At 62.9% G+C, this 14,890-nt stretch carries 14 protein-coding genes and 1 pseudogene; 7 read left to right on the top strand and 8 right to left on the bottom strand.

The window, feature by feature from the left end; all coding sequences use genetic code 11:
* Nucleotides 1-375 precede the first annotated feature (375 nt).
* From V5B39_RS01295 to msrA, 4 genes and pseudogenes are all read left to right on the top strand, one after another.
* Nucleotides 376-459, top strand: a pseudogene (locus V5B39_RS01295) (phage integrase N-terminal SAM-like domain-containing protein); the annotation flags it as partial.
* Nucleotides 460-664: 205 nt separating this feature from the next.
* The gene (locus V5B39_RS01290; protein WP_332340790.1) at nucleotides 665-1,348 is read left to right on the top strand and encodes a hypothetical protein; all 684 of its coding nucleotides are present in this window, start codon (nucleotides 665-667) and stop codon (nucleotides 1,346-1,348) included.
* 341 nt (nucleotides 1,349-1,689) lie between these two features.
* Nucleotides 1,690-2,202, top strand: coding sequence for a peptide-methionine (R)-S-oxide reductase MsrB (msrB, locus tag V5B39_RS01285; protein WP_332340788.1), 513 nt, complete (start codon nucleotides 1,690-1,692; stop codon nucleotides 2,200-2,202).
* A complete protein-coding gene (gene msrA, locus V5B39_RS01280; RefSeq protein ID WP_332340786.1) occupies nucleotides 2,199-2,825 on the top strand; it encodes a peptide-methionine (S)-S-oxide reductase MsrA in 627 nt (208 codons plus the stop codon). Before msrB ends, msrA begins: the two co-directional genes overlap by 4 nt.
* A gap of 10 nt (nucleotides 2,826-2,835) precedes the next feature.
* Here msrA and V5B39_RS01275 read toward each other — a convergent pair whose 3' ends face one another.
* The gene (locus V5B39_RS01275) at nucleotides 2,836-4,026 is read right to left on the bottom strand and encodes a class I SAM-dependent rRNA methyltransferase (RefSeq protein WP_332340784.1); all 1,191 of its coding nucleotides are present in this window, start codon (nucleotides 4,024-4,026) and stop codon (nucleotides 2,836-2,838) included.
* Nucleotides 4,027-4,125: 99 nt separating this feature from the next.
* Nucleotides 4,126-4,257 (bottom strand): hypothetical protein, encoded by a 132-nt coding sequence (locus V5B39_RS01270; RefSeq protein ID WP_332340782.1) that lies wholly within the window; start codon nucleotides 4,255-4,257, stop codon nucleotides 4,126-4,128.
* A gap of 156 nt (nucleotides 4,258-4,413) precedes the next feature.
* Between V5B39_RS01270 and ypfJ the strand changes: the two genes are divergently transcribed.
* The 3 genes from ypfJ (at nucleotide 4,414) to V5B39_RS01255 (ending at nucleotide 6,648) form a co-directional block, all read left to right on the top strand.
* A complete protein-coding gene (gene ypfJ, locus V5B39_RS01265; RefSeq protein ID WP_332340780.1) occupies nucleotides 4,414-5,274 on the top strand; it encodes a KPN_02809 family neutral zinc metallopeptidase in 861 nt (286 codons plus the stop codon).
* Nucleotides 5,234-6,160: a peptidoglycan DD-metalloendopeptidase family protein gene (locus V5B39_RS01260; protein ID WP_332340779.1), complete on the top strand. Its 927-nt coding sequence runs from the start codon at nucleotides 5,234-5,236 to the stop codon at nucleotides 6,158-6,160. The genes ypfJ and V5B39_RS01260 overlap by 41 nt, the downstream gene beginning before the upstream one ends.
* 191 nt (nucleotides 6,161-6,351) lie before the next feature.
* Nucleotides 6,352-6,648, top strand: coding sequence for a hypothetical protein (locus V5B39_RS01255; RefSeq protein WP_332340778.1), 297 nt, complete (start codon nucleotides 6,352-6,354; stop codon nucleotides 6,646-6,648).
* Here the strand turns inward: V5B39_RS01255 and V5B39_RS01250 are convergent.
* The 6 genes from V5B39_RS01250 to V5B39_RS01225 all read right to left on the bottom strand — a co-directional run bounded on the left by V5B39_RS01250 (nucleotide 6,643) and on the right by V5B39_RS01225 (nucleotide 14,775).
* A complete protein-coding gene (locus tag V5B39_RS01250; protein WP_332340777.1) occupies nucleotides 6,643-9,477 on the bottom strand; it encodes a TIR domain-containing protein in 2,835 nt (944 codons plus the stop codon). The genes V5B39_RS01255 and V5B39_RS01250 overlap by 6 nt on opposite strands.
* Nucleotides 9,477-11,147: a carbamoyltransferase C-terminal domain-containing protein gene (locus tag V5B39_RS01245; protein ID WP_332340776.1), complete on the bottom strand. Its 1,671-nt coding sequence runs from the start codon at nucleotides 11,145-11,147 to the stop codon at nucleotides 9,477-9,479. The genes V5B39_RS01250 and V5B39_RS01245 overlap by 1 nt, the downstream gene beginning before the upstream one ends.
* 18 nt (nucleotides 11,148-11,165) lie before the next feature.
* Nucleotides 11,166-11,855, bottom strand: coding sequence for a class I SAM-dependent methyltransferase (locus V5B39_RS01240; RefSeq protein ID WP_332340775.1), 690 nt, complete (start codon nucleotides 11,853-11,855; stop codon nucleotides 11,166-11,168).
* A gap of 168 nt (nucleotides 11,856-12,023) precedes the next feature.
* Nucleotides 12,024-13,361, bottom strand: coding sequence for a class I SAM-dependent methyltransferase (locus tag V5B39_RS01235; protein ID WP_332340774.1), 1,338 nt, complete (start codon nucleotides 13,359-13,361; stop codon nucleotides 12,024-12,026).
* Between the two features lie 66 nt (nucleotides 13,362-13,427).
* A complete protein-coding gene (locus V5B39_RS01230) occupies nucleotides 13,428-13,829 on the bottom strand; it encodes a hypothetical protein (protein ID WP_332340773.1) in 402 nt (133 codons plus the stop codon).
* Nucleotides 13,830-14,127: 298 nt separating this feature from the next.
* A complete protein-coding gene (locus tag V5B39_RS01225; protein WP_332340772.1) occupies nucleotides 14,128-14,775 on the bottom strand; it encodes a PEP-CTERM sorting domain-containing protein in 648 nt (215 codons plus the stop codon).
* Nucleotides 14,776-14,890: the final 115 nt, after the last annotated feature.

Genomic DNA, 14,890 nt, shown 5'->3' with positions numbered 1-14,890 from the left:
GTCACGGCGAAAGCGAATTCAGGGGGCGACAGCGAGAAGAGAAGGAGCGGTGGGCTGCGGTGGGGTGCCTACACCAGCGCGCAGCGCTTTAGTTCAACGTATAGTGAACACCGATTTCGGTGCAATCCACTTTTTCACGAGGGGTGTTCCCAGGGGTAGTTCCAGACTCATCAAGGTGTATACCGGAACACATTGAGGTGTATACTACGGGTTCGTGAGAACAACACACAGATTCATAACGAATTTCTGCCCGTGAATACACCAGGAACCCCTCCGGAAAACACCCCAGGACCGCCGGTAGACACCCCTTCCGGTTCGGAGAATACGCCTGCCGAAACCGGAAACTCCCCCTCCCCACCCAAGCTTCTCGACCAGGTGCGTGATCAGCTCCGCTTGCGCCATTACAGCATACGCACTGAAGCACAATATATCCACTGGGTCAAGAGATTCATTCTCTTTCTGTAGGGAACAAGTCAATGGTGGCGCCTGCAGCTACCCGTGGGTGAAGAGTCGGCTGCAGGAAGCCGCCCGGGTTCCCAAGGCCAAGGCCCGTGGGGCGCACAGGAAGCGCCGGGAGCGTTCGCCGTAGCCGGGATTGAGGATTGATCAGGACGGGAGCACGCACGAATGGGTCGCTGGCCAGCCATGGGATTGGATCGTGACGATGGATGACGCGACCAACGAGCCCTCCTCGATGTTTTTCGTGGAGGAAGAAGGCACGATGAGCAGCCTGCGGGGCGTACGGGAAGTTATCGAATCGCGGGGGCTCTTTTCGAGCGTTTACTCCGACCGAGGCAGCCACTATTGGCATACGCCGGAAGCCGGTGGCCAGGTGGACAAGCAAAACCTGACACCATTCGGGCAGACCCTGAAGCGCCTCGGAATCGAGAGGATGGCCGCCTACTCGCCGGAAGCCCGCGGGCGCTCGGAGCGCCTATTTCGCCCCCATCAGGACCGCCTGCCGCGGGAACGGGCGCTGGCCGGGATCACCGACCTGGCGGACGCCAACCGCTACCTGAGCGAAATCTATCGGTCGGCCTTCAACGCCGAGTTCATGCCGCCGGCGATGGAAGAAGGTCGCGCCTTCGTCGGCTGGATCGGCGGCGCGCTCGACGACCTCCTCTGCGAGCGGTTCGAGCGCAGCGTCGGCAACGACCACGGCGTCAGCTTCGAGGGGATGAAGTGGCAGGTTCCCGCTGATCGTCATCGCTGCCACTACGTCAAGGCCAAGGTGGCGGTGCTGCGCCGTACTGACCACACGCTGGCGATCTTGCACGGCCCGCGCAAGTTGGCTGACTATGATCAGGCCGGCAACGTCATACCTCTGAATTTGAAGGCGGCTGCGTAGGTCCGCCGCAGCCGCCCGGGGCGGGGAAATCGGACAATTCATGTGCTACAAAACCGGACAGTTTTATTGGTTGCCAACACACCGTTGCAAATGTCGGAAGTCACCCCCAGGGCAAGGATCGGCGATGCGAAGAAGAACGTAAGGATTCTTCTCCTGACAACGACCATAGAGCACACCTTCGCCAGAAGAGCTTCGCTGCCCTACCCTGCCCCGCCTGGTCAGACGTTTGCTGGCAAGTCGCTGGTTTGAGGAACCGACGCGGCGCTTTTCGGCCGAACGTTACTGACGCCCGACTGTGCCTGGCCAGCGGGAATTCGCAAACCGTTTTACTGGAGAACATCATGGATCGTCGTCAAACACTGAAATGGTTGGGCGGCATACCCGCCTTCATCCTGCCGATAGCCGCCCCCGGCCCGGTCTGGGCCAGCGAGGCTACCGGCAATAAACTGCGGAAATCGCAAGCCGAATGGGCTACCCTGCTGCCACTGCCCGCTTATCGTGTGCTCTTCGAGGAAGACACCGAACGCCCTGGAACGAGCCCATTGAACCAGGAAAAACGCGACGGCACCTTCATCTGTGCCGCCTGCCACCTGCCGCTCTTCGACAGTTCAGCAAAATACGAGAGCGGTACCGGCTGGCCCAGCTTCTGGCAACCCCTACCGGAGGCGGTGGCCACCAAGACCGACTTCAAGCTCATCTATCCGCGCACCGAGTACCACTGCGCCCGCTGCAGCGGCCATCAGGGGCATGTCTTCAATGACGGTCCCAAGCCCACCGGCAAGCGCTACTGCAACAACGGCGTGGCCCTGCAGTTCGTGCCGCGCGCCGAACCGCTGCCGGCCTTGCGGACATGAGCGCGCGCCTGCTGATGGCAGCGCTGGGGCTGCTGGCACTGGGACTGTTGACACCAGGCGGCGGTGCCGGCGCCGCCGACCCGCCGACCGGCAAGAACGCCGAGATCAGGACAGCGATTTTTGCTGGCGGCTGCTTCTGGTGCATCGAGGCGGATTTCGAGAAACTGCCGGGCGTGCTCGGCGCCGAGTCCGGCTATACCGGTGGCCAGACCGTCAACCCGAGCTACGAACAGGTCAGTGCAGGCAATACCGGACATACCGAAGCCATCCGCGTCAGCTATGACCCCCAGAAGGTCAGCTATCCACAACTCCTCGACTATTTCTGGCGGCACATCGATCCGACCGTCAGGAACCGGCAGTTCTGCGACATCGGCACGCAATACCGCAGCGGCATCTACTGGCAGAACGAGGCCGAGCGCAAGGCCGCCGAAAGCAGCCGTGACGCCCTGCTCGCGAGTGGCAAGCTGCCGCGTATCGAGACCGAGATCGTCGCCGCCACCGCCTTCTACCTGGCCGAGGAGTATCACCAGGACTACTACAGGAAAAACCCGATCCGCTATGCCTATTACCGTCAGGGCTGCGGCCGCGACGCGCGCGTCAGGCAGATCTGGGGGGGCAGCTAGCGCGCCGGGCTCAATCGACCTGGCAGAGCAGGCCCTTGAGATATTCCCCTTCGCTGAAATGCAGCGCCACCGGATGATCCGGCGGCGCGGCGAGGCGGCGCAGGATACGCGCGTCACGGCCGGCATCGACGGCGGCATCGGTGATGATGCGCTGAAAGTGCTCGCTGCTGATGCCCCCCGAACACGAGTAGCTCATCAGCAGGCCGCCGCGATTGAGCAGACGGAAGGCATAAGCATTGATGTCCCGGTAGGCGCGTGCAGCGCGCTCGGCATGCGCCGCCGACGGGGCGAACTTGGGCGGGTCGAGAATGATCAGGTCGAAATGCTGCCCGGCGCTCTTCAGCGCGCGCAATTCGGTGAACACGTCGGCCTCGCGCCACTCGGCCCGGTTCGCGTCGAGTTGCGGGTTGAGCGCCAGGTTGTCGATGGCCGTCGCCAGCGCCGGCCCCGACGAGTCGATCGAAAGGACGCTACGGGCACCGCCGGCAAGCGCCTGCAGCGAGAATCCACCGGTGTAGCAGAAACCATTGAGCGTCGTGCGGTCAGCAGCCAGGGTGCGCGTCAGCAGGCGGTTGTCACGCTGGTCGAGATAGAAACCGGTCTTGTGGCCGGCAACGACGTCGACCTGCATGCGCACGCCGTTCTCGACGATGCAGAGTTTTTCTGCGGGCGCCGCACCGAACACCCAGCCGGTCACCGGCGGCAACCCTTCGAGGCGGCGTACCTGCGAATCCGAACGCTCGTAGATGCGCGCACAGCCAGTCGCACGCTGCAGCGCCTGGATGATCGCCTGCCGCCATTTCTCGGGGCCGGTCGCCGTCAGTTGCAGTACGACGGTGTCGCCGTAGCGGTCGGCAATCAGGCCCGGCAAACCATCGGACTCGCCATGGACCAGCCGCAGACCGTCCTGCCCGCGCAATTCCGGTGTCAGCCAGCGGCGTTCGACGGCGGCCTGGATATGGCGTTTGAAGAAAGCATCGTCGACGATCTCGTCGGGGTCGAAGGTCCACACGCGGGCGCGGATTTTCGATTCGGGGCTCCACGCCGCTTTTGCCAGCGGACGTCCATTGGCAGCGACGACATCGACGGTATCGCCCGGTCGCGCGCGACCGCTGAGCTTCTCGACCGCGGCCGCAAAAATCCAGGGATGGCGACGAGCAAGCGAGCGATCCTTGCCGGGCAGGAGAACGAGTTGAGCCATGCTGAGTATTCCTCGCCCGTGACCGGACGACAATGAGCTGAAACGTAACGCGGCGCGATACCAGAGGTACGCGCCGCGCGTGTTGCTTACACCGACAAGTCAGGTCTTGGGTTTGGCAGGAGTGCTCATTTCGGTTTGCCCATCCTTGGCTTTTTCAGCCGAGCAGGCGACAGCATGTGCACTCGATAGCGCCAGCGCCACGGCCAACAGGCCGGTGGTTAGTTTCCCCATACGCTTCTCCTTGTGGCTGCCGACATTGGCGAAGCCACTTTAGGCCTTCCCGTCGGGAAATACAACCATGATATTTTGAGTGTCTTTCGGTGCTGTCATCTTGCCCAGGTTCTGTTAACATCGGCAGCATTGCAATGCGTGTCTCGGGAATAAGCCATGCGCCTGGATGATCAGAGCGAGAGTCAGAACGTCGAGGATCGGCGCGGGGGCGGCGGCGTCGGGGCCGGCAGCGTCGGCATCGGGACGCTGCTGGTCGCCATCGCCGCCGGCTATTTTTTCGGCATCGACCCGTCGGTGATCCTTGGACTGGTTTCGAACAGCAGCCACCCCACTTCATCCGCAGCACGCCCTGCACCGAAGCCACCGGTCAACGATGAAATGGCGAGCTTTGTCGCCAAAGTGCTCGGCAGTACCGAAACGACCTGGCAAACGGTCTTTCGTGAGGCCGGCCGCCGTTACCAGGAACCCAAACTGGTCCTGTTCACCGGTGCCACACCGACCGCATGCGGCACGGGCAAATCTGCCATGGGTCCCTTTTATTGCCCGTCCGATCAGAAGGTCTACATCGACCTGGCGTTCTACCGTGATCTCAGGGAACGCTTTCACGCACCCGGCGAGTTCGCCCAGGCGTACGTGATCGCCCACGAAGTCGGTCATCACGTACAGCACCTGCTGGGCATTGCGGACAAGGTGCATGCGGCACAGCAGAAAAGCGGCAACCGGGCCGCCGCCAATGCGCTATCGGTGCGACTCGAACTGCAGGCCGACTGCTTTGCCGGTGTCTGGGGCCATCGCGCGGACAGGATGCAGAAGATCCTTGAACCGGGCGAGACCGAGCAGGCGCTGACCGCAGCCTCTGCGATCGGCGACGACCGCCTGCAACGCCAGACACAGGGCCAGATTGTCCCGGAATCCTTCACCCACGGCACTTCCGAACAACGCGTGCGCTGGTTCAGGCGGGGAATGGAGAGCGGTGATGTCCGCCAGTGCGACACTTTCAGCGCTGCGTCGCTGTAGCGGGGTGAATGCCATGCCGCTTGGCCAGCGTATCGCCCTGTGTTTGCGATGCTTGCTTCCCCTGCTGTTGCCCTCGCTCACGCACGCCGCCTTGCCCAGAGCAGCCAGCGTCCCCGGCGGCGTGGCGGTGGTTTCGCTTGGACCCATCGCGGCGGGCGCCAGACCGCCACGCGCCTGGCTCGGCGAACAGCCGGTGCTGGTCGCTGCCGACGCCGGTCAATGGGTCGGCGTCGTCGGCCTGGCGCTGGACACGTCCCCAGGGACATACGCGCTGCGGGTGGAGGAAAGGGAGACGGCGACTGAACAGGGAAAATCGCGTAACGTGCAGTTCAGAGTCGATCACAAGGATTATCCGGAACAAAGGATCACGCTCAAGGACAGCAGCAAGGTACAGCTCTCGGTCGGCGATCTGGCGCGCGTTGAAGGTGAAATCGCCGCCATCCAGGCCATCAAGCGCCATTGGCGCGATGCAGACGATACCGACACCGACTTCGTCCTGCCCGCGACGGGCCGCCTCACCGGCCGCTTCGGGGTACGTCGCTTCTTCAACGGCGAGGCGCGTTCACCGCACGCGGGCTTCGACATCGCCTCGCCGCGCGGCGGCGTCGTCAAATCCAGCGCGCATGGCATCGTGCTCGCCACCGGTGATTATTTCTTCAACGGCCAGACCGTGTTTGTCGACCACGGCAACGGCCTGATCAGCATGTACTGCCACCTCGAGCGCATCGATGTACAGCCTGGGGAGACGGTCGGCAAGGGGCAACGACTCGGCCTGTCCGGAATGAGCGGTCGCGCCACCGGTCCACATCTGCACTGGAGCGTGATCCTCAACGGGGCGATGGTCGATCCGCAGTTGTTCGTGGCCAGTCCAGGCAGGATGCCCTGACGCCCAGCCCTTGCCGCGTCGGGAAATCGATTGGCGCTGGCCTGCAAGCGCACTAACGGTCATGACTTTTCCAGGCACCCCCGATCATGAAAGTCATGACCGTTTCCCTCTCCCCCGACCCCTCCCCCGCAAGTGGGGAGGGGAGATTCATGAGTCGCTAACGCGACTTTCACATTAATGGAGATAACAGCATGAAACACGTGATCTGGGTAATGTGGCCGGCGTTCATCGCCGCGGGAATCGCCGAGGTGATCTTCTTCACGATGATCGATCCGGCGCAGTTATACCTGTTCGGGGAACTGGTGCAATGGTCGGCGATCGCCACCTACTCGACCGGCTTTCTGCTCTTCTGGCTGGTGTGCATCGGCTCCAGCCTGATGACCTACGCGATGATGCCGGAAGCAGTCAAGGAAGCGCTCAAAAAAGTCGCCAGTGAGCGCGAAGACCTGGCCCGGCCAAAACGACGAGAACCTGTCGGTCATTCATGACCGTTGAGGCAACGACAGGCCGGTTTCGACGGCTGCCAGGGCGCTGTCCCGACTGTGATAGCGCATCGTATCCACCAGGAGACGGGCATCCCGACAACGGTCAGCCGCGGTGGCCAGGTCGCCCCTGGCAAGGGCCACGCGAGCGTGCTCGATCAGGCAATCGGCGATGTGCAGCTGCATCGGGGTCATGCGCCGTTTCTCGGCAATTTTGCGCGCTTCGAGAATGTCCGCTTCGGCCTCGGCGAGTCGCCCCGACTCGCGGCGGAACGCGGCGCGCGCCAGCAACCCGCGCGGCAACCAGTGTTGCTGCCCCGACTGACGCAGGTCGTTGACACCGCGATCGAGCGCTTCGCCGGCCTCAGCCAGACTGTGGCGCCGGCCGAGCAATGCCCGGAGCATGGCGGCGCGCCCGATGCAGATATGGTGGAGAGCGACCAGAAAGGCGTCTTCCAGATCGCTGGCAACGGCAAGCATGGCGCGCCGGCGAACTTCCTGCAGCCGCGCCAGCAGACCCTCCACGTCCGGCCGGTCATGCCCCGCCGCGAAGAGCGACTCCTGGACCTGCATGATGAGGAAATCACACTTCCAGAAACTCTCGATACCGTGCAGCGCCGGATGATCCGGATCGATCTGCGCGTTGAGCAGCTCAGCGCGTTCGAGAGTGGCTTCGGCTTCGCTCCTCTCGCCCATCAGCTGGAGAATGTCTCCGTGTCGGCACAGGGAATACACCATACGTCGATCCGGGCGCCGACCCGCAAAATGTGCGACGCTGATCCTGGAATAGTGTCTCGCTCGTGGCAGATCGCCGAGGACAAGGTAAACGGTACTCAGGCGATGAGCGGTGTCCGCTGCAGTGTCCTCCTCGGCGCCGTCCTGCGCGAAAGCCAGACATTCCAGCAGCGGTTCCTCGGCCTCGGCCACGCGCCCCATCGCCTGCAGGCACTCCGAGACGCGACGGAGAATATCCACTCGGGCAACGCACGACAGCTCGCCCACCAGGCTTGACCATCGCTTCGTAAAAAAACCGGCCAGGGCCGACAGCTCCAGTCCAATCAGGCCATGCTCCGGGGGCAACAGGGAGAAGCCCCGATGAGCGACCGCCTGCCGGTACAATTCGTAAGCCTCCTTGTACAGACCGCTCTGAAGGCCTTGGCCAACGGCAATGAAGAGCCGTTCGAAGTCGTCGGCACTCGCTGGTTCGGCAGGCACGCGGGCACGATGGTATTCATACAGACGCCGGTGTCCGGCAAGGAAAGCCGCCCGATCAGTACGCGCCCAATCGTCGGCGAAGTACTCACGAACCATGGGGTGCATGTCCAGCGTGAGTGGGTCGTGATCACTGACCGTGATCAGCCGCTCGGAGCGCAGTTTCTGGATCAACTGGAACAGGAACGTCGTCGGCGCACCTTGCATGAACTCGGTCGCACCGGACAACACCGGTGGCCCGAGCAGGGTATCGAGTTCATCCATGCCGACGGGCCCGTCGAACAGGGCGAGTACGCGCAAAAAACCCACTTCGGCGCCATTGCCGAACTGTTGTGCGAGCCATGCGAGTACACGCCGTGCGTGTTGGCTCTGGGCACCGACCACCGAGGCTGTCTTTGCGGGGATGTCCGGCCGGCCGCTGCGGTGAAGACAGGAAGCCAGCAACTCAACCGCCAGGGCCTGGCCTCCGAAGGCCGTGACCAGTTCTTCGAGATCCTGGTCGCGGCCTTCGACCCCCCGACTGCGTAGCAGTGCACGGCCGACAGAAGGAGAAATCTCTTCCACATTCTGGTGCCTGACACCCGATCGGTCGTCCTCTTCGGCAAAATCGGCCAGCGCCAGGCGGCTGGTCACGACACACAGCCCGCCGCACCGAGACGCGAATTGGCGCAGCAGGCTCAAGATGATCGGATCGCGCAGTGTCCCGTCCCGGCATTGCAGGGGTTCGAGACCGTCGAGAATGATGATTCCGCGCCGGCCGGCAACGAGCCCTGCCAGGCGCTCACCCTTTTCCCAGGGCAAGCCCTGAAGCGGTGAACCATCGCCAAAAAAACGCAACGCGGCAATCGCAAAGCTGTCCGCCGAGGTCTCACGGTCGCTGGCCGATTGATTGCCGAAGGACCAGGCAAACACCGGCCTGGTATTTGCTCCGGGATGCTGTGGAAGCGCGTCGACCCAGGCGCGCACCAGGCCCGTTTTGCCGACACCCCCCCAGCCGTGGAGAACGACGACGCCACCGTCGGGATTGTGCAGTGCGTCCATGAGAACCAGCAGCTCATGGTGACGGCCGAGCAGGCGCGAGGTGGCCGGCGGCAGACGCTGAGTGTCGTTTGGCGCGGCGGCGGCGGCCGGCATGGTCGGCAATCCGGGCGCGTTCGCCGGCGCCACTGCCGGCCCCTGAAGCGCCTCGTATATCCGCTTCGCGACGGCGCTGAATACGGTTTCGTGCTCGTCCCGAAAGTCCACCTTGACCGTCTTGCCGTCGCGCGGCAGCATTTGCAAGGGCTTCAGCCACAGATGCGCTTCCCACGGACAGTTTTCGATCAGGATCGGCAGCAGCTCCAGGCCCTCGTCCTGACGTCGGCGCAGCAGCTCGGGGATTTCTTCATCCATGCAGAATGAAGAACCGAGGAAATGCCCGGTAATCAGGCAGATGGCGAAGCGCGCCTTCGCCACGGCATTCCTGATTTCGCGATACCAGTCCTCGCCCTGCCTGATACGGCGGTCATCCCAGATGTCCAGCGGAACGGCACGGCCGAGGGCACGCAGTTGAACCAGCAGTTCGTCTTTCCAGATTTCGTCGCGGTGGGCGTAACTGATGAAAAGGGTGTTTTCGCCGGCCATCAGTGCTTGCTCAGTTGCTGCCCACCGACAAACAGGTGCCTGATCGATGTATCGCAGAATACCCGCAGGCAATCGGTCACGGTTTCCGCAATGGGTTCGCCAGGCAGGTTGTACGAAGTGTTGAGCAGGCCCGGAACACCGGTCGCCGCCTCGAATACAGCCAGAAGGTTCCAGAAAAGGGGATTGGCACGGCGCGACACCGTATGCACACGCGTGCTTCCGTCGACATGAACGACGGCGGGAAGGGCGTTGCGCCAGTGCTCGCGCAGGGTGCCTGCGATCATCATGTAGGGCGAGCATAGCGCCGTCTCAAAGACGCGCGTCACGTTCTCTTCCCGCAGCGACAGGCCATAAGGGCGAAACGACTCGCGGTGCTTGACGCGTTTGTTGAGGTGAGCACACATCCAGTCGCGCGCGGGGTCGGCCAGAAAGCTGCGGTTGCCGAGTGCGCGCGGACCCAGTTCCGAACGACCGTGACACCAGCCGATGACTTCACCCTGCGCCAGCAGGCGCACCGCTGCCTCGACCTGACGTTCGCTCCCGAGGTCGGCGATGGTCATGGCGGGGAGACCGTCGTTCGCCACCAGCGGCAGTTCGCTGCGACACACGGCATCAAGGTCGGTCAGTCCCAGAAACGGGTCCAGCCCGTCGATCTTGCTCTGCCGGCCCTCGATGTGGCTGCGCAAGTAGAGCCCGGCGCCCAGCCCAAGACCGCCATCGTGCGGGCAGGGAGGAATGTACAGTGCGGCCAGCGGCAACTCGCGCAGGAGATCCCGGTTGATGATCACATTCAGCGCGCACCCTCCGGCCAGACAGAGATGATCGCCCGGGCGTACGTAGCGCCTGAGGAGTGCGAGCGTTGCCGCACTGGCAACTGCTTGCAGCGAGGCAGCGAAATCCCGCGCCTGCTGGCTGTCGAGATCGCTCAACGCACCTGGGCGAAGGTTGCCCATTTCGGGGAGGAGCCAATCGCGCGCGCCCGTCGATCGATCGACGTGGTCGATGAACAGGCGGGCGGCGGCCAGATAGCGCGGCTCGCCGAAAGCGGCGAGTGCCATCAGCTTGCCGGCGGCATCGAAACCCTTGCCGCCGTGCAGTCGATACAGGTGCGTGCCGGCCTTCCTGAACGCCAGCCCGATGCGCAAAGGGACCGACTCGAGGCAGTCCAGTTGCGTCCGTTCGCCGCGCATGATCAGACAGGAGCGGCCGAAATCGCCGAGCCCGTCGAAGGCCAGCACCAGACTCTGCTCGAAACCCGAGGTATAGAACGCGCAGGCGCCGTGTGCGACATGGTGTTCGACGATCACCGCGGGAAGCACCCGGTCGAGAACGCGGAGCGAGGTTTCCCGGCAACATTCGGACGACAGCAATCGTGTCCCGAGTCTGGCGGGAAAGCGTGTCCGCGCATCGGCCGGAACGGGAACGTCATAGCCATAGTCGGTATCGAGGTCGGAAGCCCCGCAGAAAGCGACGCAATCGACGTCGGCGATGCCCAGGCCGGCCCGGCGCAGACTGTCCTGCACGCATTCGGGAGACGGGCCATGGGCATGCCTGACCCGTGCGTGTCGTTCCTTCTCGACCACCACCACCGGCTGCCCGTCGACGAGAACGCACGCATTGGCGTTGTAGCCATGATAGAGGCCAAGAATGGTGCGGCTCGCGGTGATCATCCCTCTGGCCAGCCCTGGTCAGCCGATCCGGAGCGGGCAGGGTTTGAGCACGCCGATCAGTTCGAACATCCGGCTCGGGTATCCATTCCGTGAGCGCGTCGAGTAGCGCCGCAGACAGGCCAGCCGATAGGGGGCCGCGATCCGCCGCAGTTCCTGGGCACTGTGGTGATGAGCGACAAAACTGGCCTGATCCTGTTCATCGAGGACCGCGAAGTTTCCCCAGCGCCCCGCGCGCGCGTAGCCCTGCACGTACCGGCTGCGATTGTGATCACACGCCGGCATGAGGAGAAAATCATTGACATAGAGGATCCCCCCGTCGATCAGGAGCTCCCGTGCCCGTTCGAGGCCACTTTGCCAATCCGGCAACGCCGGCAGGCAGGTGAGAAAGCGGTTGAGGACGACGACGTCGAAGCTCGTCGGCTCGGCGAAGCGATCGGCCAGAAAGTCGGCAACGACGAACTCGGGCCAAGGCCCGAGGGAACCCAAAGGCCGCCGCCGGGCCACTTCAACGGCCTGCGGATTGATATCGATACCCAGCACCCGCAAACCGATCGACGCCATGAAGAAACTCGCCGCGCCGTGATGACAGCCAACGTCCAGCGCCCGTTGCCCGGCATGGACTCGCCCGGCCAAAGACGCTGGCACGACATCGCGGCTTGCCGGGGTGTAGTCCAGATCCTTCCAGCGACGGTAATCTTCTACTGACATCGGCGAATCCATGGACGGAAAGTCACCCGTAGGGAAGGTAGTATCTGCGTGCCGGACGGGCACTGTCAATGTTCACACTCGTCACCGGCAACCCTGAACAGCCGCACGGAACGAAGAAGGTCTGCCGCCATCACGGCATGCGTGACGCAGGTCCGGGCGCGTTCCAGCTTATCGGCCGGCGGACGCCGGAGCGGCTACCGGATGCCGCAACAGCAAGCGCTCGATGGCATTGAGCGTGTCGTAGGTCTCGGAGAAATCGGCGAACAGGGCGCCGTCGTCCGGCGCCTGGGCCTTGCCGTGCCAGTCGCGGCGGAACTGCTCGAAGATCTCGCCGAAACTGCGCCGGCCATCGATCAGGCGCAGGATCTGCGGCCCGTAACGGCCGGGATTGACGGTCAGCGCAACGCCGGAATGCTGGTGCTGCAGCAGAAACGGCTGGCCACGGCCACTGCCGAATACCCGCGCGACGGTTTCGCCATCGAGCGGCTCATGAAAGAAGAAAGGGATGTACTCGGCATGGCCATACGGCGCAGTGCTGGCCGGGCTGGAGGTCGCGTAGAGCACGTGCATCGTGATGCTGCCGCCGAGCAACTCGGCCATGGCATACTGCCGCCGGAGCGGCAACTGGCGCAGCGCACGCAGGATGTCGGGCGGTTTCACGCCCAGCACCATGTGCGGCAGATAAGGTGCGCGGCCGCGTTGCACGTCGGTGAATTGCAGGTGCAGACCGTGGCCGTTCCCATCGGCGTCCCGCGCCAGCCAGTCGAACAGTTCATCGACGGAATAGGCGCGGTCCTGTGGATGCAGCAGCAGGTCGACCAGACCGGCGTCGCCCTGCCGATGATCGTTGTAGAGATCTTCTGCACGCCGGAACCAGTTGCTGGCCGGCAGGCTGTCCAGGATCTGCCGGGTGTTGGCGATCTTGCGTGCCAGGTCGGATTCGCCGTCGTTGACCATGCGCAGCAGTTCCTGCATCTGGTAGACGCCGGTGCGACCGGCCTTCGCATACAGCATCAGGGCGATCGCGCCATCGGGCTTGAGAACGGCGCGCAGCGCCTCCAGACCGGCATCCGGATCGGCCAGGTGATGCAACACGCCACAGCAATTGATGTAGTCGAAAGGCTCCAGCGCCAGGCGGGGCAGGTCGAGCAGAGAATCCCCGATCCATTCGATATTGCCCAGCCCGCGTACCCGTGCACGTTCCCGTGCAATCGTCAGGCTGGCCTGGCTGATGTCCAGATGGACGATACGTGCGTTGGTGCCCTTGAGTTGTTCGGCCAGGAAAATGGTCGCATCGCCGGTGCCGCCGCCGGCAACCAGCACCCGGAAATGATCGCGGAACGTCTGCCGGCCGGCAAAGCAGTAGTGGTTGACCATCGGCAGGTCGTCGAGCCAGGTCTGCACCAGGCGCCTGCCCTCGTCAGCCGGATCGCGGGCCGGATAGGGTTGCGCCTCGTACTGCGCTTTGACTTCGGGCAGGAAGTGGTGTCTGGGAGGCATGGCCATGGGCAGTCTCTGGTCAGGACTGAATCAGACCTCTTTCCTGTACGCGGCCGTGCCGCCAGTGACCTCTCAACAGGCGCCGCCGCCCAGCTTGATCGTGGCCTTGATCTCGGGATTGGCGCTGCAAAAGCTGTGCGTGCCATCGCCGTTGTTATAAACCGAGTAGGTGTAGACATGGCCACCGCCATAGTCGTGCGTCACGAAAGCGCCACGGTTGGAGCCTGTCACCCTCCAGGTACCCACCACCTCCGAAGGATCGATTTTGTCGGCGGGACCTCTCTTGTAGTCGACCAACTTGCCGTCGGATCGGTGAAGCTCCTGCCATTGCATCGGCACACACACGGTATTGTCTCTCAACAAGGTGGTGAGCGCTGGCTCATTGACGCGTCCAGTGCTACACCCCGCCAGCACACCTGGTGAAAAGCCGGTTAAGGCGACACCGAAAGTAACTCCAACAATCAAAGTTTTCATTGCAATGACCTTCAGGAATGAAATGGGACGGGACGGTTTCTCAAATGAAAAATGCTCAGCCGACGAGGTTTGGTCGCTGTCAAGAAAGAAGAGGGCTGTTTTTCTTGGCCAGAGCGGGTCAGGCGAGCGCCAGTCCCTGGCATGGGTAGCCGCAGCACAATGCGATCAGCGGCCGACACGGCAATGAGCAAGCGTCTTGCGCTTTTTTGGTCGGCATTTCCTGGCCGCCGCCGCAACCGGTTCGGAACCGGCTGGGCGGCGGGGTGTTCTTGCGGACACAAGGAATTGAAACAAAAAATCAAACCGGCTTTCGCTTGCGCGATGCCGCCACCCCGACCAACCCTAAAGCAAGGAGGGCGATAGAACCAGGTTCCGGAAGCCCCGGCGGAGGTGGAGGCGGTAGCGGAGCCCGAAAGTTCGTGATCGTGAACTTTGCGGCCCCCTGCAGGTTATCGATCGACTCGACATAGAAACCGAACACATCGCCCGCGACAACCGAAAAATCAAACGACCCGCTCTGACTGTCTGCCCCTGCGGTATCAGTCAGCTGTACCGGGGTACCGTTCAGCATATAACCGGCGGGGTCAAAAAACGCACCGGGTACAGGCGGTGTCGCGGAGGGATCGCCGGGATCGGGCGTTTCGTAGCTCCAGTCGAAGCGAACCGTTCCAGCCCCCCCAGCAGTAATCGTGAAACGGGTCAGGGAAGCGAACGGATCACCCGCGCCAAAGCCGATCACATCGGAGCCAATCACCGTGACCGAGGCCGGTGCGCCCGAGGTGTAGGTTCCCGTTCCACATTCGCCAAGAGCAGTGCAGGAATTGGTGAGTATCCAGCTACCGGGAACGCCGTAGTAACCGCTGAAGTCGGCCGACGCCGAGACCGAAAAGCCCAGCAGGCCGGCCGCCGAAACGGCGTAAAGCAACATTGCACGAGATCGTTTCATGTTCAACCCTTCCATGGGGACGATAAGAGAGACATTTTATCGAAGCACTATTCGTGCCCGCCATAAAATAACAACAGAATCAATTCGTTATTATGTTACCCGGTTTCTTTCTCCT

The organism is Accumulibacter sp. (assembly GCF_036625275.1).
Taxonomy (GTDB): Bacteria; Pseudomonadota; Gammaproteobacteria; order Burkholderiales; family Rhodocyclaceae; genus Accumulibacter.
Note: the sequence above shows the minus strand (reverse complement) of the source record. Positions and strands in the feature narration are given on the sequence as shown.

Coding starts and splice junctions, on each gene's coding strand:
- V5B39_RS01290 (WP_332340790.1), top strand. CDS start 665: ATGGATGACGCGACCAACGAGCCCTCCTCGATGTTTTTCGTGGAGGAA.
- msrB (WP_332340788.1), top strand. CDS start 1,690: ATGGATCGTCGTCAAACACTGAAATGGTTGGGCGGCATACCCGCCTTC.
- msrA (WP_332340786.1), top strand. CDS start 2,199: ATGAGCGCGCGCCTGCTGATGGCAGCGCTGGGGCTGCTGGCACTGGGA.
- V5B39_RS01275 (WP_332340784.1), bottom strand. CDS start 4,026: ATGGCTCAACTCGTTCTCCTGCCCGGCAAGGATCGCTCGCTTGCTCGT.
- V5B39_RS01270 (WP_332340782.1), bottom strand. CDS start 4,257: ATGGGGAAACTAACCACCGGCCTGTTGGCCGTGGCGCTGGCGCTATCG.
- ypfJ (WP_332340780.1), top strand. CDS start 4,414: ATGCGCCTGGATGATCAGAGCGAGAGTCAGAACGTCGAGGATCGGCGC.
- V5B39_RS01260 (WP_332340779.1), top strand. CDS start 5,234: ATGTCCGCCAGTGCGACACTTTCAGCGCTGCGTCGCTGTAGCGGGGTG.
- V5B39_RS01255 (WP_332340778.1), top strand. CDS start 6,352: ATGAAACACGTGATCTGGGTAATGTGGCCGGCGTTCATCGCCGCGGGA.
- V5B39_RS01250 (WP_332340777.1), bottom strand. CDS start 9,477: ATGGCCGGCGAAAACACCCTTTTCATCAGTTACGCCCACCGCGACGAA.
- V5B39_RS01245 (WP_332340776.1), bottom strand. CDS start 11,147: ATGATCACCGCGAGCCGCACCATTCTTGGCCTCTATCATGGCTACAAC.
- V5B39_RS01240 (WP_332340775.1), bottom strand. CDS start 11,855: ATGTCAGTAGAAGATTACCGTCGCTGGAAGGATCTGGACTACACCCCG.
- V5B39_RS01235 (WP_332340774.1), bottom strand. CDS start 13,361: ATGGCCATGCCTCCCAGACACCACTTCCTGCCCGAAGTCAAAGCGCAG.
- V5B39_RS01230 (WP_332340773.1), bottom strand. CDS start 13,829: ATGAAAACTTTGATTGTTGGAGTTACTTTCGGTGTCGCCTTAACCGGC.
- V5B39_RS01225 (WP_332340772.1), bottom strand. CDS start 14,775: ATGAAACGATCTCGTGCAATGTTGCTTTACGCCGTTTCGGCGGCCGGC.